The organism is Balneola vulgaris DSM 17893 (assembly GCF_000375465.1).
In the GTDB taxonomy this organism is placed as follows: domain Bacteria; phylum Bacteroidota; class Rhodothermia; order Balneolales; family Balneolaceae; genus Balneola; species Balneola vulgaris.
On the sequence record NZ_AQXH01000001.1, the window covers coordinates 1,067,488 to 1,090,914 of the forward strand.

The following is a 23,427-nucleotide window of genomic DNA, read 5'->3' on the forward strand; positions in this document are numbered from 1 at the left end:
AGATACGTAATTTTTCTCTGGGTTAAGAGTTCGCTGCTAACTCTCTAATGCTGGCAGCTAACATTCTCACTTTAGCACTGTTTTTAGAAGAGCCCGCCATTGCTTCAACTTCAGTAGCTAAAGAAGCTAACATTTTGCTTCTTTTCTTTGAAGGAGATGCTTCTGCGTTAGCTAATCCTTGGCGCACCATAGATAGTCCAGTGCTGTTTAGTTCACCGTTTCTATCTAATTGGTCAACATATGCTTTTGATAGAGCAAAAGATGCTGGCCATACAAATTTAGGCTGACCTTGTGGGTTCAAGTAGTCTAACTGAACAGTATTCGCTGCTGCAATTTCATTTTCAGTTAGGTATGGACTAGCCTTTAGCTCAAATACATCTAAACCACGAGCAATTTCAGAACTCACGATTAAGCCGTTGTACCAGTACACCGACCAGCTACCGCCGTTACCCATTTCTTCACCTGAAACTGGTCCACGATCGTGAAATGCAATCTCAACTGGGTTTTTAGGATCTGTCCAATCGAATACTGTAATACCACCTTGGTACCATGCTTGAACCATGATATCACGGCCTGGTACTGGAATAAGTGAACCATTATGTGCTACACAGTTTTCTAATTCTGTTTGAGCGGCTGGCATTTTGAAGTACTCTTCAAATTTCATCTTACCATTTTCGAGAGTGAAAATAGCGTTTGCACCCCATTCCATTGGATCGGTTGCACGACACTTAGGCTGGCCACCACCACCCCACTCATCCGTGAATAATACTTTCTCGCCATCGTTGCTGAAGGTAGCAGAGTGCCAGTAAGCAAAGTTTGAATCAGCTACGGCATCAATACGGAATGGGTTTGCAGGGTCGGAGATATCAAGTAATAAACCATACCCTTCACATGCACCACCTGCTAATCCAATTTCAGGATATAGTGTGATATCATGACACTGAGTTGGGCCTTTACGTTCGCCACCTTCGCCTGAACCAAATCGAGCTGCAATAATAGAATCGATATTCGCTCTTAACGTCTCACGATCTTCTTCAGTTGGCTCACCTGTTCCACCACGCTGCTTAACAATTTCATTCAATAGAGCACGCGCAAAGTTTTCAGGTAGTACACGCTCAGTTCCATTTCTTGTGTAAGTAATAGCACCGTTTGCTTTAGCTTCTTCAACTTTAGCAATATCTGCAGGAGCAAGTCCGTGTGTAGGTGGAGCTTTTAGATCTTCAAAAATACGTGGAGAGTTTACGATAGCCGCTTCAGTAGGATTATCGAGAGGCACTTTAATCACCTCAATTCTAAATAAAGCAGAATTTGGATCTTCTTCAGGTTGTGCACTTACACAGCCTGGCAATTCTTCTTCTGGACGAACCGAAGCTGAACCAGACACATAGATGTATACATTATCATCGTCATTTGGATCTTTTAGTACAGAGTGCGTGTGTGAACCACGGCATGTTTGAACATTTGCAACATACTCTGGGTTTTGAACATCACTGATATCGAAAATACGAATACCACGTAAACGGTCTTTACTTACCGCTGTTTGAACACCTTCAGTACCACAATCTAAACGACCACTGTAGCCTTCTCCCGATACAAATAAAAGGTCTCCATACACAGAAACATCACTTTGTGAAGCCGGGCATAAATAATCTTTAACCAATTCAGGTTGTTTCGGATTGCTTACATCCCAAACAATAATACCGTTGTAGTTTCCCTGAAATACATAGTTGTCTTTGAATGCTAAATCTGAGTTAGTAACGCCAACAAAGTCGGATGGTGGAGGCGTTTGTGATAGCATTTCAAGATTCCAAAATGCTTCTTCTGCATCAAATAAACCGGGCTCTAGTCCTACACGAGGATCTGGAGTTGGCTTGTTGATACGTTCTATTGATCGAACATCAGGTGCTGAATAATTAGCATCCATCATCGGGGTAGAAGAAGAACAAGCGTAAGTCACCGTTAATGCTGTAAGCATTAGCAATGAAGCCCGAACTCCTTTGGTTATAAATTTAGATTGGTAACGTTTTTTCATAGTGAGTTTTTATGAATGTTAAATGTTAATTCGTAGTGGTTAATTCGCACTGTTGGTATCGCCGAGTTCGATTTCTCTCAGCATCAATTTCATGCGTTCTATTTCTGTGATCTGGTCTACATTGATATCAGTAGCTAATCTAAAAGCCGCTTCATCTTGTACAGCGCCGTCTGTATTGATTAATTTTTTAACCATAGTTACAGCGCCCTGATGATGCTCAATCATGTATTTGAGAAATAACTTGTCGTACTCTTCGCCTTTAGCTTTGCTAAGCTCCACTAGTTGTGCTTGCGTAAGCATTCCCGGCATCATTGTATGATCGCCATGACCAGCATGCTGTGATCCAGCACCATGTATCATTAGGTTTAGACCATCGATATGTACTTCAGGAACGGGTTGGCCTCTGTCTTTTAACCAGCGTTGCATCGTAGCAATCTCATCTTTCTGAGCATTGATGATACGTGCGGCTAAAGTTTGAACCGAAGGACTTGCTCCATTTTCTGGAGCTAAACGAGACATAATTAATGCCTGCGCATGGTGCCCTATCATTCCTGTCATGAAATCTACATCTGCTTGTGTGAAGTTCATCTTTGCACTGTCACGACGAGCCCAATAAAGCTCTTCGAGTTCTGCCGTAGATCGGGTGGGTTTGATATCGTTTGATTGTACGGTTTCTGAGCTTTTACAAGCCATTCCAAAAAGTACTGCTCCGCCAATGAGTACCATGGGTACTCTTAAGCTTGTAAACAGTCGTTTAGGATTCATAGAAGTCAATTTCTGAGGTTTATTATTTTGAAGCTTTACGGTAACCATTCGCCTGTAAAAAGACAAAATCAAAGCTTCGTTGTTACATAGGCACAATTTAACTATATCTTACACATCGACAAGAAGAAATATATTTTTCAACTAAACTGAATGGAATCTATTTCAAATGAATTATACCCTCAAATAGAAACTTTAAATTTTTCGCCATGAAATCTCTCCTATCCCTCATCCTCGGCCTACTATTCTTATCTAGTCACAGCTATGCTCAACTAGATAGCAGTGCCGACAGCTACAAAACTGAAATGGGTGATTTAACCATCTACCCTATCAATCATGGAACGGTTGCCTTCACCTTTGATGATAAAACGATTTTTGTTGACCCTTATGGGGGTGCAGAAAAGTTCGAATTTTTTAAAGCCCCAGACATCATCTTAATCACGGATATTCACGGTGATCATCTCAATCAACAAACTCTCGGCCAGCTAGATATAAGCAATACTACATTCATTGTGCCACAAGCTGTTGCCGATCGACTTGAAGGAGTTAAGAAGTCGCAGATACTGGTTCTCAATAATGGTGAAACGACGGATGAGGTAAGCTTCCAAGTAACAGCCATTCCAATGTATAACCTCCCAGATGATGAAAACTCAAGGCATCGAAAAGGTCGTGGAAATGGATATGTCATCAATTTTGGCGGCAAGCATGTCTATTTATCAGGGGATACTGAAGACATTCCTGAGATGAGGGCACTTGAAAATATTGACATCGCCTTTGTGTGCATGAACTTACCCTACACTATGGATATCTATCAAGCGGCAAGTGCTGTGTTAGAATTTAAGCCTGCCATTTTATATCCATACCATCATAGAGGGCAAGATATAAACCGATTCAAAGAAATTGTGACTGAAGCCGACTCTGGCATCAATGTTGTACTTAAACAATGGTACTCGAAGTAAATAAGAATTTAAATTAAGGACGCACTCAACACATGTTGAATTTCGAATTTCATAATCCAACCAAAGTACTCTTTGGTAAAGGCCAAATCGCTAAAATAAAGAACGAAATCCCTGAAGGCTCCAAAGTACTTATGGTGTATGGTGGGGGAAGCATCAAAAAGAATGGAGTGTACGATCAAGTAACAAAAGCTTTAGAAGACTTTGAAGTGGTAGAATTCCAAGGGGTGCCCCCAAATCCTGAATATGCCATTTTGATGGAAGCCGTTAAGATTGTGAAAGATCAAAACATCGATTATCTATTAGCTGTTGGTGGAGGCTCTGTTATAGATGGAGTGAAGTTTATTTCATCGGCTGCGAAATTTGATGGCGAAGACGCATGGGATATACTTGCCAAAGGCATCCGTACCTATGAAGGAGTTCCTTTTGGAACTGTACTCACTCTACCTGCTACCGGTTCAGAAATGAATTCTGGTTCTGTAATCACACGTGCTGAAACAAAAGAAAAGAGAACCATGGGTGGGCCAGGCTTATTCCCTCAATTCTCTGTATTAGATCCCGAAGTGGTTCATTCAATTCCAAAACGACAGATTGCCAATGGTCTAGTGGATTCATTTTCGCACGTAATCGAGCAATATCTAACTTACCCTGTAGCGGCCAAACTACAAGACCGTATTGCTGAAAGCGTAATGCAGACCCTTATTGAAGTGGCACCAAAAATCATGAAAGATCCTTCTGATTATGATGCGGCTTCCGATTTTATGTGGAGTTGTACCATGGCGCTTAATGGACTACTTCGAATGGGAACACCGAATGATTGGGCAACACATATGATGGCGCATGAATTAACGGCCTTGTATGGTATTGATCATGCCAGAACATTAGCTATCATTCACCCTAGCCATTTACGCCATAATTTTGAAGATAAGAAAGAGAAGCTAGCACAGTATGGCGAACGTGTTTGGGGAATTCGTGGTGGAACCATTGAAGAAATTGCCGAACAAGCTATTCAGAAAACAGAAGAGTACTTCCACTCATTAGAAATCGATACCAAGCTTTCTGCTTATACCGAAGACTATGAAGGCACAGCTGAGATCATCGCTAAACGTTTTAAAGAACGTGGCTGGGAAGGTTTAGGAGAACGCAAAAATGTAACTCCTGATGACGCCGCTAAAATTGTAAGCATGAGCTATTAAGCTTGCACACTAATTACAGGCCGACTTGATTTATATCGAGTCGGCTTTTTTAATATAAGCGCTTGGATTGTGTAGGCTTGGATTTCCTTTTACAAAACATTTCAAAAAAGTGCCCCAATAGCTGAATTAAAAGGGTATAATTACACAATTTTTTAAGCCTAAGGTTATTATATATTCTCAATTGTTTTAACGAATAGAAAACGAAACGTATATGAGGGAACTGCTACTAGTTACTTTCTTATTTATCATCTCAGTAAGCCCAACTCTTGCACAAACAGTTACCGTAACTGATGATTTAACAGGTCAACCTTTAGAGTTTGTTTTAATCTACAACGAAGATATGAACCTCTCTGCTTCCACCAATTCTCGTGGTAAGGCGGATGTTGAGGCCTTTAAATCATCTTCTGAAATTCACTTTAGACTAGTTGGCTACCGAACCATTTCAACTACTTTTAGCAAATTAAAGCGCAACGACTTCGAAGTGAGGCTAATCCCTTCTGAACTCACTTTAGATCAAATGGTGGTATCTGCTGCACGATGGAAGCAAGAAACGCGTGAAGTTCCCTTAAAAGTAACCACTATTCAACCCAACACAATTCGATTGCGCAACCCTCAAACCGCAGCCGACTTACTCACTGTTTCAGGTGAAGTTTACGTTCAAAAAAGTCAGTTAGGGGGTGGTAGCCCTATGATTCGTGGTTTTGCGACCAATCGAGTCTTACTCGCTATTGATGGAGTACGAATGAATACGGCCATTTTCCGAAGTGGGAATGTTCACAATGTAATTTCCATCGATCCCTTTGCCCTTCAGGATACTGAAATCATTTTTGGTCCAGGCTCTGTTATCTACGGCAGTGATGCTATCGGTGGTGTGATGAGTTTCTATAGCGTAAAACCTCAATTTGCAACTGGTGATGGCATCCTAGCTAAAGGGAAAGTGGTATCACGTGCTTCATCAGCAAACAGTGAATTCACCAATCATGGCGAACTCAGTTTAGGATGGAAGAAATTCGGATCTTTTACCAGTGTAAGTTATACCAGCTACGATGATTTAAGAATTGGATCGTATGGCCCAAGCGAATACCTACGTAGTTTTTATGTAATACCTTCACCAAATGGAAACGATTCGGTAAATATGTCTGGCGACCCGGAACTGCAAACTCCAACAGGGTTCAATCAATTTAATTTAACTCAGAAACTTCGCTGGCAACCCAATAGTAAATGGGATATAAACTACGGCTTACATGTGTCTGAGTCGTCGGATATGGATCGATACGATCGTTTGATTCGAACACGCAATGGCGAACCTCGCTCAGCTGAGTGGTATTATGGGCCTCAAATTTGGCGAATGCACAATCTGAATGTGTTATTGCAGGATAGTAACTCTGTGTTTGATCAAGCTAGCCTAACTTTATCCACGCAATTTTTTGAAGAGAGTAGACATGATCGTGATTATCAATCGCGTAACCTTCGATCACGAACAGAACAAGTAGATGTATATACCTTGAATCTTGATCTGGAGAAGAATGCTTCGAAAAAACACCGTTTGTTTTATGGAGCTGAGATGGTTTTCAACGATATCTCATCAACGGGGAAAATAACCGACATTGTGGACGAGCAAAGCACTCCAACTTCTACACGTTACCCCGATGGTTCTGATTGGAATTCATTCTCGGGTTACCTGAGTCATAGGTTCAAAATATCTAATCAAGTTACCCTACAGTCGGGTTTTAGATACAGTCACTTTTATTTAGATGCGAGCTTCGACCCTACTTATTACCCTATCCCATTTAACGATGTTTCTATCAATGAAGGGGCTATTACTGGTAGTGCCGGCATTTCATACAGTCCTGATGAATCCCTTCAAATGAGTGCCAACCTTTCCACAGGTTATAGAGCACCAAACATTGATGATGCAGCCAAAGTATTTGATTCCGAGCCGGGTTCAGTGGTAGTGCCAAACTCGAACTTAAAACCAGAATATGCTTACAATGCCGACATCGGTTTTGTGAAGGTTATCAATGAAGCACTCAAGATTGATTTAACGGGTTATTATACCATCCTGAGTGATGCACTAATTCGCAGAGACTTCACCATCAATGGCCAAGATAGCATCATGTATGACGGGCAAAACAGCAAGGTTCAAGCTATTCAAAATGCGGCTTATGCTCGAGTGTACGGTATACAAGCGGGTATTCGCCTTGAACTACCATCCGGGTTTAGCTTGTCCTCAAAACTGAATATACAAAAAGGAGAAGAAGAGCAAGAAGATGGAAGCTATGCTCCCCTTCGCCATGCAGCCCCTACCTTTGGTTCCACTCATTTAACCTACACAATGAGCGGACTTGAAGTTGATTTATTTGCTGAATACAACGGCGAAATAAAACATGAAGACTTAGCACCATCGGAACAGAGCAAAGATTATATCTATGCCAGCAACACTAGAGGCCTTCCATATTCACCCTCTTGGTACACACTGAATCTAAACTCTGTGTATCAATTAAGTGATTCTTTTATGGTAAGCACGGGTATCGATAACATTACCGATCAACGCTACAAACCATACTCATCAGGAATTGCAGCCCCAGGAAGAAACTTCTTCCTAGCTTTACACGCGTACTTCTAAACTATTTTAAAGCCTTTGGATGTTCTGAGGTTAATTCCCCAGAACATTCATTGAGCCTACATAAAAGTTCTTATCTACTTCAAGATCTTCCCCTCTACTGTTCATTGCTCTCCAACTAGTGGTAGGTTCTAGCATCGTTTCCTTGCCATCAATGTATACTTTCACTGGCATATTGAAGCCTCGAACAGCATTGCCCCAACGATATAACAGTTGATTATTCTTGAATGAATACTCCAAAATGGGCACTCTGTAATCTCTTAAGTATTGATCGAATACTGGCTTTAAGTTTAATCCAGTCTTCTCCGTCATATATGCTTCAATCTCTGCTGAGCTTACAGTTTGATGATAGAAATCTTTATTTAAACCACGCAGTAAGGCTCTCCAAGCTTCATCGTTGTTAACTAACTGACGTATGGTATGAAGCATGTTCGCTCCTTTATAATACATGTCAGACGAGCCCTCATAATTCACATTGTAGATACCTATAATCGGGCGATCATTCTGAATAGCTAAGCGAGTACCAATCACATATTCATCTGCGGCTTCTTTCCCATAGTGATACTCAAGAAATAAAGACTCGGAGTAATTGGTAAAACTTTCATGAATCCACATATCTGCAACATCTTTGTAAGTGATGTTATTGGCAAACCATTCGTGTCCCGTTTCATGAATAATGATAAAGTCGAATTTAAGTCCCCACCCCGACTGACTTAAATCACGACCTAAATATCCTTTTTGATATCCATTGCCGTAAGTCACCGAACTCTGATGCTCCATACCTAAATAAGGAGCTTCCACAAGTTTGAAACTGTCTTCATAAAATGGATAGGGCCCAAACCAATACTCAAAGGCTTGCATAGTGCGCTTTGCATCAGCAAAATGTGTCATCGCCTTTTCGAGATTGTAACTGAGTACATAAAAATCCATGTCGAGTATGCCCTTTTCACCGTCATAGATTTCTTTAAAATGCTTGTAGTCACCAATGTTAATGTTCACCCCATAATTATTGATCGGATTGATCACCTCCCAATGCCAAGTGGTGGTTCCATCACCATGCTTTTCCTCTTCCACTAATCTACCATTAGATACATTCATTAAAGGATCAGGCACACGAATACTCAACTTCATTCCATTATTAGGCTCGTCATACCCATGATCTTTATTAGGCCACCAAATACTCGCTCCAATACCTTGGTTTGATGAAGCAATAAATGGATTCCCATTCTGATCACGTGTCCAAGTAATACCACCATCCCATGGTGCACGTATCGCTTTATGTGGTTTGCCTTCGAAGTACACTACAACCTCATGCTCTTCACCAACTTCATTAGGTTTTTGCGTCTCAATGAAATAGGCACTTCCAACTTGTTCAATGTTTAAAGTTTTCCCATTCTGCTCGGCTTTAGTAATTCTCATTGGAGCCTGAAGGTCTACCTGCATACGATTCGTGGTAAGCGAGTCCACTTTATATCGAATGGTATTTGAACCCGAAAAGGTGCTATCGTCGAGATGTACCTGCATTTGAAGATGGTAGTAGGTTAAATCCCACCATGCACGTTCAGGAGTTATACTTCCTCGTAAGGTGTCTTGCTTAGTGAATGTTGCTTCTCTACCAAAAAGTTGAGCATGTGCTACATCAGATAGAAATAAGAAGGCTAATAATAGAAACGATATGATTTTCATGAATAGTAGAATCGTAGATTTTCAATTTCGACGAATATACAGAAAGTTCGGGCACGATTTCCTCAATGTATCCCCCACTTGTAGTTTTTAAAGGGTTAGGTTAGGAATTTTGGAACCAATTGTTATTTTTATAAGCATCTAAGTACATGGGGAATAGGGGTATGGAGAGTTCCCTCAACATAAAATAATAGGGTCATGAAAAAGGGATTAAAAATCATAAGCGGGGTTTTAATAGCATTTCTACTTCTTGTAGGTATAGGATTAACATATATATCCACAGCACTTCCAAATGCAGGTGAAGCTCCTGAAATGAACATTGAGTTAACTCAAGAACGCATCGAACGAGGTAGGCATTTAGCCAATAATGTAATGGCATGTATGTATTGCCACACTCCTCACGACACAAAAAAATTCACCAATCCGCTGGATAGCACTAAGTTTGGTGCAGGTGGTGTTGAATTTGGGAAAGCCGAGCTTTTGCCGGGCACTTATTACTCTACAAATATCACGCCTGCAGAGTTGGGTTCATGGACTGACGGTGAAATCTTTCACAGTATCACAACTGGTGTGAGTAAAGATGGGCGGGCGCTATTTCCGATTATGCCCTATGAGAATTATGCCAAAATGGATGAAGAGGATATCAAAGCAGTAATTGCCTACTTACGTACCTTAGAACCTATTGAAAGTACGGTACCGGAATCAACTTCAGATTTCCCGATGAACTTTATCATCAACACCATTCCCAAACCAGCAAACTTTACTGAACGTCCTTCGCCAAGCAATAAAATTGCCTATGGTAAGTATCTTGTGAATGCAGCTAGTTGTAACGACTGCCATACACCCCGGAATAAAGGTGCTTTTATTGAAGAATTAACTTTGGCTGGTAGTTCACCCTTTACTTTAAAAACGGGGGGAACCGTTCGCACGGCTAACATCACACCCGATGAAAGCACAGGTATAGGTGCATGGACAGAAGAAGCATTCATTAAGAGGTTCAAAAGCCATAATGACTCCACCTTCCAGCATTACCCAATACAAGAAGGTGAATACAATACGGTGATGCCATGGATGAATTATTCCAAGATGAGCGAAGAAGAACTTTCTGCTATTTACGCATACTTGAGAAGCATTAAACCAGTGAAGAACCTAGTAACTAGATTCACTCCTCCAAATGGAGAATAGAATCTCGATTGAGCTCATTGGTTTAAGCAATTCGATATCAGAACCTTAAGTTCTTATCTTTGGTTGAAACAGCATAACCATGGATAAGAACTTTTTACATACCCTTTTAACCAAACATACAGAGTGCACTCAGTGCCCTTCGAAAGAAGAAGTAAGCTCATTCTACACTAAACTCTTGGGCACCCTCTTCCCCAATTTCTCTAATGAAGTTTTAGATTCAGAATCTGCCATTCTACATACCATAAAGGGTTTAAAAAAGGATTTAGCCGCTCTGTTAATTTCGCAACAGCATCAGCTACCCAAAAGCATTGAAGAGCACGTTGATTCATTTTTCAGCCAAATTCCTGAGGTTTACCAAGCACTGGTTTTAGATGTAGAAGCCATGCATCAAGGGGATCCAGCTGCACGATCTACAGAAGAAGTCATTCGATCTTACCCGGGCTTCTATGCCATTGCTGCCTATCGATTTGCTCATCAGTTGTATAAACAAGGAATTCAAATAATTCCGAGGATGATCACCGAACATGCTCACAACGAAACGGGCATCGATATACATCCTGGTGCTACTATTGGATCACACTTTTGTATTGATCACGGAACGGGTATAGTAATTGGAGAAACAACCGTTATTGGCAACCGCGTGAAAATATATCAAGGGGTCACACTTGGGGCATTAAGTGTGAGGAAAGAAGATGCCAAGTTGAAACGCCACCCAACTATTGAAGATGATGTAGTATTGTATGCCAATGCCACTATTCTAGGAGGGAAAACTATAATAGGGCGAGGATCAATGATAGGGGGAAATGTGTGGCTTACCGATAGCGTTGAAGCCGATACCCGAGTAACCTATCAAACGAAAGTAATTCAAGAGCAGTATACGCCTAACCCTACACACGAGAATAAATCATGAGCTTAGATAAGATTATAGGAAATACTCCATTAGTTGAGATTATGCATCTCAACCAGAACAAAAATGTGAAGATATATGCCAAGCTAGAAGGTCAAAACCCCGGAGGAAGCGTTAAAGACCGTGCGGCCTATGGTATGATTACAGGCGCCTTAGAACGTGGTGAAATAAAAAAGGGAGACCGCTTGGTAGAAGCCACCAGTGGAAATACTGGTATTGCCTTAGCTATGATTGCCAACATCATGGGCTTAGATATCACCCTCATTATGCCTGAAAGTGCTACTGAAGAGCGCAAAAAAACAATGCGTGCCTATGGAGCAGAACTCATTCTCACACCTGAAGCAAAAACTATAGAGTATTCCAGAGAGTTAGCTGAAGAAATGGCGGCCTCCGGAGACTACTTCATGCTCAATCAATTTGGGAATGCAGATAACTATAAGATGCACTACAGAACTACAGGTCCCGAAATCTGGGAAGATACCCAAGGGGCAATCACACATTTTGTATCAGCGATGGGAACCACAGGTACCATTATGGGAGTGTCTCGTTATCTCAAAGAACAAAATAGCGATGTACAGATTGTAGGTACTCAGCCTAAAGATGGCTCACGAATTCCGGGCATAAGGAGATGGTCGCCAGAATTTTTACCCAAAATTTATGAAGCAGATCGTGTTGATCGTATTATTGATGTAAGTACTGAAGAAGCCACCACCATGACACGACGATTAGCAAAAGAAGAAGCTATTCTTGCCGGAATGAGTAGTGGCGGAGCTATGACCGCTGCTTTGAAAGTAGCCAACGAAATAGATCACGGCGTAATAGTTAGTATAGTATGCGACCGAGGTGATCGATACCTCAGCTCTCCTCTTTTTGATGAATAAATAAAAAAGGCATCTCTGAAATTGAGATGCCTTAAAATTTTGTCCTTTATATATAGGCTCAAATCTAGCCTATGTACTTCAGCATAAAGAAAATCACCACACCTGTTACCGAAACATAAAGCCAAATAGGAAAAGTCCATTTCGAAACTTTACGATGTTTCTGGAAATTTCCGCTCAATGCTAAGTAGAAACTGCTCAATACTAGAGGCACTACAAAAGCTGAAAGTAGAATATGAGTGACTAATATAAAGAAGTAGACATACCGAATAATCCCTTCGGTTAAGAACTTAGTATCACCTTGAAAATGATGGTAGATCACATAGCTAACCAGAAATAAAGCTGAAGTGATGAAAGCAAGGGTCATCATTTTCATATGCCTGTTAAAATTACGTTGCTTAATCTCACGCAATCCAAGCACTAAGAATACCGTACTCAAAAAATTAAAAGCTGCGTTACAAGCTGGCAGGTAAGGCACCCAGCTATAAGAAGTGGTAGCTCCATCTTTTAAATAGATCAACCAAATCAGAAATAAGAGAGCTGCAACGCTTACTGCGATAATAGTAGTGAATGCTTTTTTCGCGCTCACCTGTTGCAGAATTTTTGCTTGTTCAGGAATATTCATACGTGCAGACATAATTCAAAATTCGTTCTAATATAATGGGAGTCAAAGTTAATGCATACTCAAACAAATGTTTACAGATTTCCGGTTTTTATCTAAGAATATTTTAGAAATGTATGTTATCTTCATTGCTTTAAAATAACCAAGTTTTGATTCGGCACATTTTTATTTAGAACCGTTTTAAATAAAGGTTCTATTGATCTCATCCTTCACTTCGAGGGAAAATATCGGTAGATTTGCGCCGCTTCAATTAAGGGTAATTAAGCACGGTTCCGCTAACTAAAATAAGCAATCTTTATGGCGCAGATTTTCCCCAAGTGGACAAATCAAGTTCCCCGAAAACTATTGATAGGTATCATCGTTGTAGCCAATGCTCTGATATTCTCAATATGGTACTTTTTCTCTCCTCAATACACTGATGTTGGTTACGCACCAACGCAACCGGTTCCTTATAGCCACAAGTTACATGTGGATAAGCTCGGATTAGACTGTCAATACTGTCATACCAGTGTATTCGATTCTAAACAGGCAAATATTCCTCCTACACAAACGTGTATGAATTGCCACAACCAAATTAAAACTGATAGCGAGAAACTTGCTCCTATCCGTGAAAGCTGGGAAACAGGAGAGCCTGTTGAATGGGTTCGCGTTCACAACTTAGCTGATTATGCGTATTTTAATCACGCTGCTCACGTAAATGTGGGTGTAGGGTGTGAAAGCTGCCATGGTCGTGTAGATAAAATGGAAGTTGTATATCAAGCAGAGCCACTTAGTATGGGCTGGTGCTTAGATTGCCACAGAGAACCAGAAAAATTCTTACGCCCTGTTGAAGAAGTAACAACTATGGGCTACAAAGCCGAAAACCAGGCAGAATTAGGCGCAGAGCTGGTTAAGAAGAAAAATGTGAGTCCCCCTCAATATTGCCAGGGCTGCCACTACTAATTACGGATTTTAGAACTTATACATTATCTAATGAGCGAAGTTAAACAAAATACATACTGGAAAAGCTTAAATGAATTAGCTAAAAACCAGGAATATCAAAAATTTGTTGATCGTGAATTTCCTGAGAATGCATCTGAATTAACCGACGGTTTTTCACGTCGTGGATTCTTAGGCATCATGGGTTCGGCCGTATTACTAGCGAGTTGTGATTTCGCTCGCCGTCCGGTTCAAAAGATTTTACCATATTCAAAACAACCAGAAGACATCGTCCCTGGTATTCCTTTATTTTACGCATCGGCTATGCCTTATCAAGGCAGCTTAACAGGTTTAGTAGTAGAGAACCATGAAGGTCGCCCTACTAAAGTTGAAGGTAATGACCTTCACCCTGGAAGCCGTGGAGGTACATCTATCTATAACCAAGCTTCTGTGCTTGGCATGTATGATCCTGATAGATCTAAAAAAGTATTACGTAAAGGTACAGAAGCAACAATGGATGACTTTGTTGCTTTTGCTGCTGAATACTTCGCTGATACCTCTAAAAACATTGCATTCATCTCTGAAGCTACTTCATCTCCTACTCTATTAAGAGTTAAAGAGAATGCACTTAACAAATTTAACAACGCAACTTGGGTTACTTACGAAGCATTTGGTGAAGACAATGCCCTCGCAGGTACTGAGTTAGCGTTTGGTCGCCGTTTAAGAGCGTACTACGATTACAGCAAAGCGGATGTAGTAGTTTCTTTAGATGACGACATGATGAGTGGTAACCACCCTAACAGTGTGGAATACGCTAAGCAATTAAGCTCTAGACGTAAGGTTACTTCTACCAACGATTCTATGAGCCGTATTTATGCAGTTGAAAACGGCTTTACATTAACGGGTTCTTATGCTGATCACCGTTTACGTTTAAAAGCTAGTGAGATTGAAGCTTTTGCTTATGCTCTTGCTGGTGAATTAGCGAAAAGCATTTCAGGTTTAGGCGCATTTAGCAATGCAAACAATGCATACAGCGACCATCCATGGATTTCAGCATTAGCTGACGACTTATTAAATAACCGTGGTACTTCAGCAGTATCTGTTGGATTCGAGCATTCTGCTAATGCACATGCTATTGTAGCTGCAATCAACAAAGCTCTTGGCAACGACGGCAAGACGGTTTCTTATCTTGAAGTTCCTCACTTAGATGAGCAACGCAAAGAAGCATTTGCAAACGTTGTTGCAGATATGAAAGCGGGCTCTATTGATGCGGTTGTAATGATAGGAACAAACCCATCTTACTCGGCACAGAATGTAGACTTTAACGCTGCGCTTGAGAATGTTGAAGAAGTAATTCACCTTTCTGACTATGTGAATGAGACTTCTAAGAATGCAAGCTGGCATGTAAACCGCGCTCATTATTTAGAAACTTGGGGCGACGGTCACTCATTTGGTGGTGCTCGTTCTATTATTCAGCCTCAGATTCAACCATTATATGATGGCGTAAATGAAATTGAGTTCTTGAACATCATTGTTAATGGTGAGCTTGAAAACGCTTTCGACTTAGTTCAAGATACTTTTAAAGGATACTTTGGTTCTTCTTTTGATACTCAATGGACCAATTTATTACACGACGGTATTGAGCCGAACACTTCTTTCCGTTCAGCCAATGTACGTTTAAGCAACTCGTTCTCGCCTGCTACTCCTTCTACAGGAAGTATTTCAGGTATTGAAGTTGTGATTCGACAAGACGGCACACTAAACGATGGGCGTTATGCGAACATCGCTTGGTTGCAAGAGCTTCCAGACCCAATGACCAAGATTACTTGGGATAATGTGGCTCTTATGAGTGCTGGAACTGCTAAAAAGCTGGGCGTTGAGAACGAAGATGTTGTAGAAATTAAAGCAAACGGTGCTACCATTAAGATTGCAGCTTGGATTCAGCCAGGTCATGCAGACGACTCTATTACTTTAACTGTTGGTTATGGTAGAGATGGAATTGGACGTGTAGCAAACCGTTACATCGATTTTACTACCGGTGGTGTTGATACTTACCCAATGCTAGACGCTAATTCATTATTTAGCGAAGCTACTGTATCAAAAACTGGTGACACATATGAGATTGCCTGTGTGCAAGATCACCATAGCTTAGAAGGCCGCGATATGTATCGCATGGCTACTCTAGAAGAATATAAGAGCAACCCAGACTTCGCGTCATTCGCTGATGTACATACCTACCCAGTTCCTGGTATGAAAGAAGCCGCTGAACTCGGGGAAGATGCTCCAATCTCTTTATTTGACGAACAAACTTACCCAGACTCTGAGCCACAATGGGGTATGGCTATCGACTTAAACTCTTGCTTTGGTTGCGGAGTTTGTGTGATTGCTTGCCAGTCTGAGAATAACATCCCTGTTATTGGTAAGAAAGAAGTGAACCGTGGACGTGAGATGCATTGGATTCGTACCGATCGCTACTATGTAGGTGAAGACGAAAATGCACCACATGCTGTACACCAGCCTGTGCCATGTATGCACTGTGAATTAGCACCATGTGAGCAAGTTTGCCCTGTTGCTGCTACTACACACAGTGATGATGGTATGAACCAGATGACTTACAACCGCTGTATTGGTACTCGTTACTGTGCAAACAACTGTCCGTACAAAGTACGTCGTTTCAACTTCTTCAACTTCCCGAAAGAATTCTTAATTACAGGCGACGAACCAGATATCATCCAAATGGCGATGAACCCTGAAGTAACTGTTCGTTTCCGTGGTGTAATGGAAAAATGTACTTACTGTGTACAACGTGTTAACAGAGCTAAGATCGAAGCAAAAATCGAGACTGGTTCTCCAAAACCGGCTGACGGTGCTGTTAAGACAGCTTGCCAGCAAGCGTGCCCAGCAGATGCTATCTACTTCGGCGATTTAACCGACGATAATAGTGAAGTAGCTAAGATGAAGCGCAATACGCGTAACTATCAGATGCTTGAAGAGCTGAATACACGCCCTAGAACATCGTACATGGCGAAATTAAGAAACCCAAACCCTGCTTTGGCATAAGAAATTAATCAGGAATAAATCCAAACATGAGTAAATACGAATACGTACCGGAACCCGCTCTTGTAAAAGGTGATCACGATTTCGCCAGCCTTACAAGATTGGTTACTGATATAAACTTAAGACCTACTCCAAAAGCCTGGTATTTGGCAATGATCGCAGCCAATGGGCTGTTGGTACTACTACTTGGCTCCATCGGGTATCTAATTTGGGAAGGAACCGGTATCTGGGGACTTAACAACCCTGTTGGTTGGGGTTGGGCCATCATCAACTTTGTATGGTGGGTAGGTATTGGCCACGCAGGAACCCTAATTTCTGCAATCCTTTTCCTTTTCCGACAAGACTGGCGTACTGCAATTAACCGATTTGCGGAGGCAATGACCATCTTTGCCGTTATGTGTGCCTTGATCTTCCCTGGTATTCACGTAGGGCGTATTTGGGCTATTTATTGGGTATTCCCAATTCCTAACCAAATGCAGATGTGGCCGAACTTCAACTCTCCTCTACTTTGGGATGTGTTCGCAGTATCTACCTACTTTACCGTATCACTCCTATTCTGGTACGTAGGTTTAGTTCCTGATTTAGCTACACTTAGAGATCGCGCTGTAGATAAAGTAAGAAAGTTTGCTTACGGCTTATTCTCACTAGGTTGGACTGGTTCAAACCGCCACTGGTGGAATTATGAGAAGTCGTACATGATCTTAGCTGGTTTAGCTACTCCTCTTGTACTTTCTGTACACACTATTGTATCCTTTGACTTCGCAGTATCTATGATTCCAGGATGGCATACTACCATCTTCCCTCCTTACTTCGTGGCAGGTGCGGTATTCTCAGGATTTGCGATGGTACTTACACTGATGATTATTTGCCGTAAGATTTATGGCATGAAAGACATCATGACGGATGACCACATGGAAAAAATGAACATCATTATCCTTGTAACGGGATCTATGGTAGGTTTCGCTTACATGATGGAGTTCTTTATTGCATGGTATAGTGGTGTTGAGTACGAAAAAGCTATTTTCATTAAAAGAGCAACTGGCCCTTACGCTTGGGCATACTGGACGATGATGGCGTGTAACGTGTTATCTCCACAGTTCTTCTGGAGCAAGAAATTAAGAACTAGCGTTGGCTTCACATTTGCCATCTCTATTGTTGTAAACATTGGTATGTGGTTCGAGCGATTTGTAATCACCGTAACCTCTCTTGCAAACGATTACCTACCATCAAGTTGGGATTATTACTCTCCAACTCTATGGGATGTATTAACTTACGTAGGTACGTTTGGATTATTCTTTACCATGTTCCTCGCTTTCTTACGCTTCTTACCAATGATCGCATTGGCCGAAGTAAAAGCTGTTATTCCATTGGCTGACCCTCATAACTATGATGAGGAAACCGGTGAATACCACGCACCAAAAGTTGAAATTCCTAAGCCTCAAGTTGAGAAGGTTTAAAGACTATGAGTACTAAAGCAAAGAAAACGGAAGAAGCTCCAAAGTTATACGGCATATTAGCCGAATTCAGAAATCCTAAAGAGTTAACGGATATCTCAAAAACAATCGTTAAGTCTGGATACACAAACTTTGACACTTTTAGTCCTTTCCCTATTCATGGAATGGACAAAGCAATGAACCTAAAAAAATCTAAGCTTGGCTGGATTGTATTAGGGCATGGCTTATTAGGTCTTACAGGTGCACTCGCAATGATGTACTACATGTCTGTAATGGATTACCCTATCAACATTAGTGGTAAGCCATTCTTTAATGCGCCTGCTTGGGTACCTATTACATTCGAATTAACTGTATTACTTTCTGCTTTTGGAGCTGTATTTGGAATGTTCTTCCTAAACGGACTCCCTAAGCTTCATAATCCTTTATTTAACGTTGAGCGCTTCAAAAAAGCTACCGATGATGGCTTCTTTGCTTACATCGAAGCTGAAGACTCTCTATTCGAGGCGGAAACAGTTAAAAAACTGTTCCAAGAAGCTGGTGCAACGCATATCGAGGAAGTTTATGACTAATAAAAATATGAAAAGCTCTTTGATGACTACCAAAGGTATTTTAAAACTCACCTGCATGTGTGGTGTTGGGTTATTGTTAGGCGCTTGTCGCGGACAAATCTCAGAGAAACCGCCTATTCATCCTAACATGAACATGGATCAGCAACCAAGAATGGAGGCTCAAGAAGTAAATAAGTTCTTTGAGGACAACCGTTCTATGCGCCAGCCCGTTGCTGGCACAGTTGCTCGTGGCCTCAAAAAAGATGATAAAGCTTATTACGAAGGTGTAGACGCCAATGGCGAATGGGTTGAAGATATGCCCGTTGAAATCACTAGAGCTTTATTATACAGAGGACAAGATCGCTACAATGTTTATTGTGCACCTTGCCACGGTGGAACAGGTGACGGAAATGGTATCATTATGACTGGTAACTACGGTTATGTACCTGCTCCAACGTATCACCAAGCTCGTTTACGTGAAGCTACTGACGGTGAGTTATACTCAGCGATTTACAATGGTGTAAGAACCATGCCTTCGTATGCTACTCAAATTAAAGTTGAAGACCGTTGGGCTATCGTAGCTTATATCCGTGCTCTTCAAGAGTCTCAGAATGCATCTGAATCTGAATTAAGAGCTGAAGATGTAGATGTGGAGCAATTAGAAGCTGAATATACGGCGGAACAGGAGCGTTTAGCGGCACTTGCTGAGGCTCGTAAGCCAGAAAAAGAAGCTGAAGCCAGCATCGATCAAGGAAAGAAACTAGTACAACAGTATGCATGTGAGACTTGCCATAACGTGGACGGCACTCCAGGAGGTATTGGACCAACTTGGAAAGGCCTATTCGGCAGTCAATCACAAGGTATTAATGAAGCTGGTGAGACTATCACCATCAATAAAGACGAAGCCTATATCCGCGAATCTATTGTAGCTCCAGAAGCTAAAAAGACCGAAGGATACGAACAAGGCGTGATGGCTCCCTACGATTATCTATCTGAAACTGAGCTTGAGTCTTTGATCCTTTACATTAAATCTCTCAGCGATAACTAAGAAAATAGCTTAATACATTTATAATGAGTCATAAGCCAACCATTACCGATTCTTTAGAATTTCCCGCACAAAGCATGATACCTCGTGCTGCATTCGGGCTTGGATTTGCCGGATTGATTGCCAGCCTAATCGGCTATTTTCTTCAACCCGACCAATTTTTCTTCTCATACATTGTAAGCTTTACCTTCTTTACAGGTATTGCCCTTTCATCTCTTATCATGATCATGTTACACCATATCACACGATCATCTTGGGGTGTAGTATTCAGAAGAATTCCAGAAGTATTCTCTTCTAACCTATTGTTATGGACTGTATTCTTCTTACCAGTAGTACTAGGTATTCATAACCTATACCATTGGTCTCACGAAGATGTAGTTGCCGCTGATAAGATCCTTAAAGGTAAATCAGCATTCTTAAACACTCCTTTTTTCATCATCCGTCAAGTACTCTACTTTGCTATTTGGGGATGGTTAGGCCATAAATTATACAAAGCTTCTATAGAGCTAGATAAAACTGGCGATTGGGGCATCACTACCTTAATGAGAAAGATTAGTGCACCTGGTATCCCATTATTTGGACTATCAGTAGCATTTGCTGGCTTCGACTGGTTGATGTCTTTAGATCCACACTGGTTCTCTACTATGTTCGGTGTGTATTTCTTCGCAATCAACTTCCAGGCATTCTGGCCAGTAATGATCTTGCTTGTATTTTTCTTACAGCGCCAAGGCTTACTCACAAACACCATCCAAAAAGTACATATCTATGACTTAGGTGCTTGGTTCTTTGCCTTCACAGTATTTTATGCATACATCGCGTTTAGCCAGTTCTTACTCATCTACTACGCTAACCTTCCCGAAGAAACGCTTTGGTACTACCATAGATTAGAAGGCGGCTTTGAGTACATCGCATATGGCTTATTAATTTTCCGTTTTGCTCTCCCATTTGTGCTTCTGTTAAACAGAGAAACAAAGAAGAGCCGTTTAATGCTAACCATCGTGTCTATCATTGTACTGGTTATGCATTTCTTAGAAATTTACTGGATCTCGATGCCAGCAAACCACTCGGGTGATGCTCATGGTTTACACTTTAGCTGGATCGATATCGCAACCTTTTTAGGACTAGGTGGAATGTTCTTTGGTTTCTTCTTTAACAAGTTTAAGAAAGAAAGCATGGTACCACTGAATGATCCTAAAATGGATGACTGTCTATCAAAATCTTATCATCAATAATAGCTGAACTATGTCGTCTAAGCACAGCGCAGAATTTAAAGCAAATATCGCTCTTGAAGCCATCAAGCTTCCAGTTGAAGAACTCGATGCCTTTGCAGAAAAACATGGGGTAACTAAAACCGAAGTATTGGAGTGGGTTTCAGCTCTTAAAGCTAAATCCGCTAATATTTTTGAAGGATCAGCGGACTCTCATGGTGGACATCATCATGCCGTTGGTGAAGATGTAGAGCTTAAAACTCAGGATGAAGAACTAGCTCAAGCCGTAAATTTCGGTGTTCATAATGATGACCTGAACTACAAATCACTGACGTTCTGGACTACTTTCGGTACTGTATTAGTTATCGTTATTATTATCGGCCTAATCCAATTTGGAAAAGACAGCTACTTTAAAGCACAACAAAAAGCATCTTTCAACAGTGGTGAAACTGAGATTGATGAAATAAAAGCTAAAGATGCGGAAACGCTCAATAGCTATGGTGTTGTTGATCTAGAAAACGGTGTATACCGTATCCCTGTAGACAAAGCTATCGACAAAATAGCTGTAGACTAATATAATTATGAATCGCTTTGCACTGTATGCCTTTATTACGCTTGCAGTGCTTTTTCTTTCTCCGTCAAGTTACGCACAGGTTAACAGCAGTAACTTAGAAGCGCTGCAAGGTGTGGGTATCGATGAGAAATTAGGAGACTATATTCCTCTTGATGCCACTTTTTCCACCGTAGATGGTGACAGCATCCGTTTAGGCGATTTACTAGAGGAAGGCAAGCCTATCATTCTGAATCCACTGTACTACGATTGCCCAATGTTATGTGGACTTGTAGTTGATGGTGTGATAGATGTGGTAGATGAGTTAGCATGGCAGCCCGGGAAAGATTATTTGATCATATCTTTTAGCATTGATCCTACCGAGAATCATGAACTCGCAAAAGAATATCGTACGAAGTATATCAATAAACTCACTTCAACTAATGCTGAAGAGGGATGGTATTTCTTAACAGGTAAAAAGAAGCAAATTGATGCGGTAATCGAAGCCACTGGTTTTGAATACCGCGAAGTTCAAGGCACGGGTGAATATGCGCATACGGCGGCTATCATTATGTTGGCGCCAGATGGCAAAATAACTCGGTACCTGTATGGAATTCGGTACAAAGAGTTTGATGTACGAAATGCACTTTTTGAATCTGCTGATGGTGAAATTGGCAGTACAGTGAATAAAATTCTCATGTATTGTTATCAATACGATCCAGATTCAAACAGCTATGTACCCGTTGCTATGAATATAATGAAGCTCGGGGGCTTGGCTACACTAATAATTCTCGGTATATTCCTGACTCTATTTTGGGTACGAGAAAGACGCAAAAAACAATCACAAAACATCGATTATAACTAATGGGCAGACTATTCGATTTTATGCTTCCTGAGGCCAAATCGCCTACAGCCGACAGCACCGACGCCTTATTTCACTTCATTAGTGAAGTGAGTCTAATTTTCCTAATCGGGATCGCATTTTCACTCCTCTATTTCGCTTTCAAATACAAGCGTAAATCAGAAGATGACAAAACACCTGTGATCACACATAATAACACACTTGAGATCACTTGGTCTGTGATTCCTCTACTAATCTGTTTTGTAGTATTTGGTTGGGGCTATACCGGATGGTTGAACTTAAAGTCTGTTCCTGATAATGCGTATGAAATTCAAGTATCCGCTTTCAAATGGGGCTGGACCGTTAAGTACGAAAACGGTGCACAAACATTAAACGAAATCCATGTTCCTGAAGGGCAGCCTATTAAGTTAGTAATGCAATCTCAGGACGTACTTCACTCTTTCTTCGTGCCAGATTACCGCGTAAAACATGATGTAATCCCAAACCGATATACTTATGTATGGTTTGAAGCTAATGAAGTGGGTGAATCGATTGTATTCTGTACAGAATATTGCGGTACAGGGCACTCTGATATGTTAGCAAAAGTAATTGTACACACTGAAGAAGATTTTGACACTTGGTTAGAGCAAAATGGTGGCGGCGTTACAGGTACCCCAGCTGAGCAAGGTGAGCAACTCGTTTCTTTACAAGGTTGTGCAACTTGCCACTCTGTAGACGGCTCTCGCCTAATTGGCCCATCGTTTAAAGGCCTTTGGGATAGCCAAGAAAACCTAACAGATGGCAGCACGGTTACAGTTGATGAAAACTACATCCGTGAATCTATTTTAAATCCTGCAGCTAAAATCGTTGAAGGTTACGACAACGTAATGAGCTCTTATGAAGGACGTATCTCAGACGATGAGATCACCAATATTATCGAATATCTTAAAACTCTGAAGTGA

General features: G+C 41.1%; 19 protein-coding genes. 15 read left to right on the forward strand and 4 right to left on the reverse strand.

All coding sequences use genetic code 11. The features are described from left to right. Positions 1–22: 22 nt before the first annotated feature. Entirely contained in the window at positions 23–2,032 is a 2,010-nt protein-coding gene (locus B155_RS0104610) for an LVIVD repeat-containing protein (protein ID WP_018127072.1), read from the reverse strand. A gap of 39 nt (positions 2,033–2,071) precedes the next feature. Further along, positions 2,072–2,797 (reverse strand): DUF305 domain-containing protein, encoded by a 726-nt coding sequence (locus B155_RS0104615; RefSeq protein WP_040368223.1) that lies wholly within the window; start codon positions 2,795–2,797, stop codon positions 2,072–2,074. Positions 2,798–3,003: 206 nt separating this feature from the next. On the opposite strand from B155_RS0104615, the gene B155_RS0104620 reads away from it, so the two are divergent. From B155_RS0104620 to B155_RS0104630, 3 genes are all read left to right on the forward strand, one after another. Continuing rightward, complete coding sequence (locus B155_RS0104620) at positions 3,004–3,753, forward strand: MBL fold metallo-hydrolase (RefSeq protein WP_018127074.1); 750 nt, start codon at positions 3,004–3,006, stop codon at positions 3,751–3,753. A 32-nt stretch (positions 3,754–3,785) separates the two neighbouring features. Next, positions 3,786–4,946, forward strand: coding sequence for an iron-containing alcohol dehydrogenase (locus B155_RS0104625; protein WP_018127075.1), 1,161 nt, complete (start codon positions 3,786–3,788; stop codon positions 4,944–4,946). A 211-nt stretch (positions 4,947–5,157) separates the two neighbouring features. Then, on the forward strand, positions 5,158–7,572 hold the full coding sequence (locus B155_RS0104630) for a TonB-dependent receptor (protein ID WP_018127076.1): 2,415 nt from the start codon (positions 5,158–5,160) through the stop codon (positions 7,570–7,572). A gap of 30 nt (positions 7,573–7,602) precedes the next feature. On the opposite strand, the gene B155_RS0104635 is transcribed toward B155_RS0104630, so the two are convergent. Continuing rightward, positions 7,603–9,255: a M1 family metallopeptidase gene (locus B155_RS0104635; protein WP_018127077.1), complete on the reverse strand. Its 1,653-nt coding sequence runs from the start codon at positions 9,253–9,255 to the stop codon at positions 7,603–7,605. 195 nt (positions 9,256–9,450) lie between these two features. On the opposite strand from B155_RS0104635, the gene B155_RS0104640 reads away from it, so the two are divergent. From B155_RS0104640 to cysM, 3 genes are all read left to right on the forward strand, one after another. Beyond that, on the forward strand, positions 9,451–10,437 hold the full coding sequence (locus B155_RS0104640) for a c-type cytochrome (protein WP_018127078.1): 987 nt from the start codon (positions 9,451–9,453) through the stop codon (positions 10,435–10,437). A gap of 79 nt (positions 10,438–10,516) precedes the next feature. Further along, complete coding sequence (locus B155_RS0104645) at positions 10,517–11,347, forward strand: serine O-acetyltransferase (RefSeq protein WP_018127079.1); 831 nt, start codon at positions 10,517–10,519, stop codon at positions 11,345–11,347. Next, the gene (gene cysM, locus B155_RS0104650) at positions 11,344–12,225 is read left to right on the forward strand and encodes a cysteine synthase CysM (protein ID WP_018127080.1); all 882 of its coding nucleotides are present in this window, start codon (positions 11,344–11,346) and stop codon (positions 12,223–12,225) included. The genes B155_RS0104645 and cysM overlap by 4 nt, the downstream gene beginning before the upstream one ends. A gap of 64 nt (positions 12,226–12,289) precedes the next feature. Here cysM and B155_RS0104655 read toward each other — a convergent pair whose 3' ends face one another. Then, on the reverse strand, positions 12,290–12,859 hold the full coding sequence (locus B155_RS0104655) for a DUF420 domain-containing protein (RefSeq protein WP_018127081.1): 570 nt from the start codon (positions 12,857–12,859) through the stop codon (positions 12,290–12,292). A gap of 282 nt (positions 12,860–13,141) precedes the next feature. Here B155_RS0104655 and B155_RS0104660 point away from each other — a divergent pair, with 282 nt between their 5' ends. The 9 genes from B155_RS0104660 to coxB are packed head-to-tail and all read left to right on the forward strand — an operon-like array spanning position 13,142 to position 23,427. Next, positions 13,142–13,786: a cytochrome c3 family protein gene (locus B155_RS0104660; RefSeq protein WP_018127082.1), complete on the forward strand. Its 645-nt coding sequence runs from the start codon at positions 13,142–13,144 to the stop codon at positions 13,784–13,786. A 30-nt stretch (positions 13,787–13,816) separates the two neighbouring features. After that, positions 13,817–16,822, forward strand: a complete 3,006-nt coding sequence (locus tag B155_RS0104665; RefSeq protein WP_018127083.1) for a TAT-variant-translocated molybdopterin oxidoreductase — start codon at positions 13,817–13,819, stop codon at positions 16,820–16,822. Positions 16,823–16,848: 26 nt separating this feature from the next. Then, positions 16,849–18,276, forward strand: a complete 1,428-nt coding sequence (gene nrfD / locus B155_RS0104670; protein ID WP_018127084.1) for an NrfD/PsrC family molybdoenzyme membrane anchor subunit — start codon at positions 16,849–16,851, stop codon at positions 18,274–18,276. 5 nt (positions 18,277–18,281) lie between these two features. Continuing rightward, positions 18,282–18,842, forward strand: a complete 561-nt coding sequence (locus B155_RS0104675) for a DUF3341 domain-containing protein (protein ID WP_018127085.1) — start codon at positions 18,282–18,284, stop codon at positions 18,840–18,842. Next, the gene (locus B155_RS0104680; protein WP_026167198.1) at positions 18,835–19,869 is read left to right on the forward strand and encodes a c-type cytochrome; all 1,035 of its coding nucleotides are present in this window, start codon (positions 18,835–18,837) and stop codon (positions 19,867–19,869) included. Before B155_RS0104675 ends, B155_RS0104680 begins: the two co-directional genes overlap by 8 nt. 23 nt (positions 19,870–19,892) lie before the next feature. Continuing rightward, positions 19,893–21,098: a hypothetical protein gene (locus B155_RS0104685; protein ID WP_018127087.1), complete on the forward strand. Its 1,206-nt coding sequence runs from the start codon at positions 19,893–19,895 to the stop codon at positions 21,096–21,098. Between the two features lie 10 nt (positions 21,099–21,108). Then, positions 21,109–21,648, forward strand: a complete 540-nt coding sequence (locus B155_RS0104690) for a hypothetical protein (protein ID WP_018127088.1) — start codon at positions 21,109–21,111, stop codon at positions 21,646–21,648. 7 nt (positions 21,649–21,655) lie between these two features. Then, positions 21,656–22,489, forward strand: a complete 834-nt coding sequence (locus tag B155_RS0104695) for an SCO family protein (RefSeq protein WP_018127089.1) — start codon at positions 21,656–21,658, stop codon at positions 22,487–22,489. Continuing rightward, a complete protein-coding gene (gene coxB / locus B155_RS0104700; RefSeq protein ID WP_018127090.1) occupies positions 22,489–23,427 on the forward strand; it encodes a cytochrome c oxidase subunit II in 939 nt (312 codons plus the stop codon). The genes B155_RS0104695 and coxB overlap by 1 nt, the downstream gene beginning before the upstream one ends.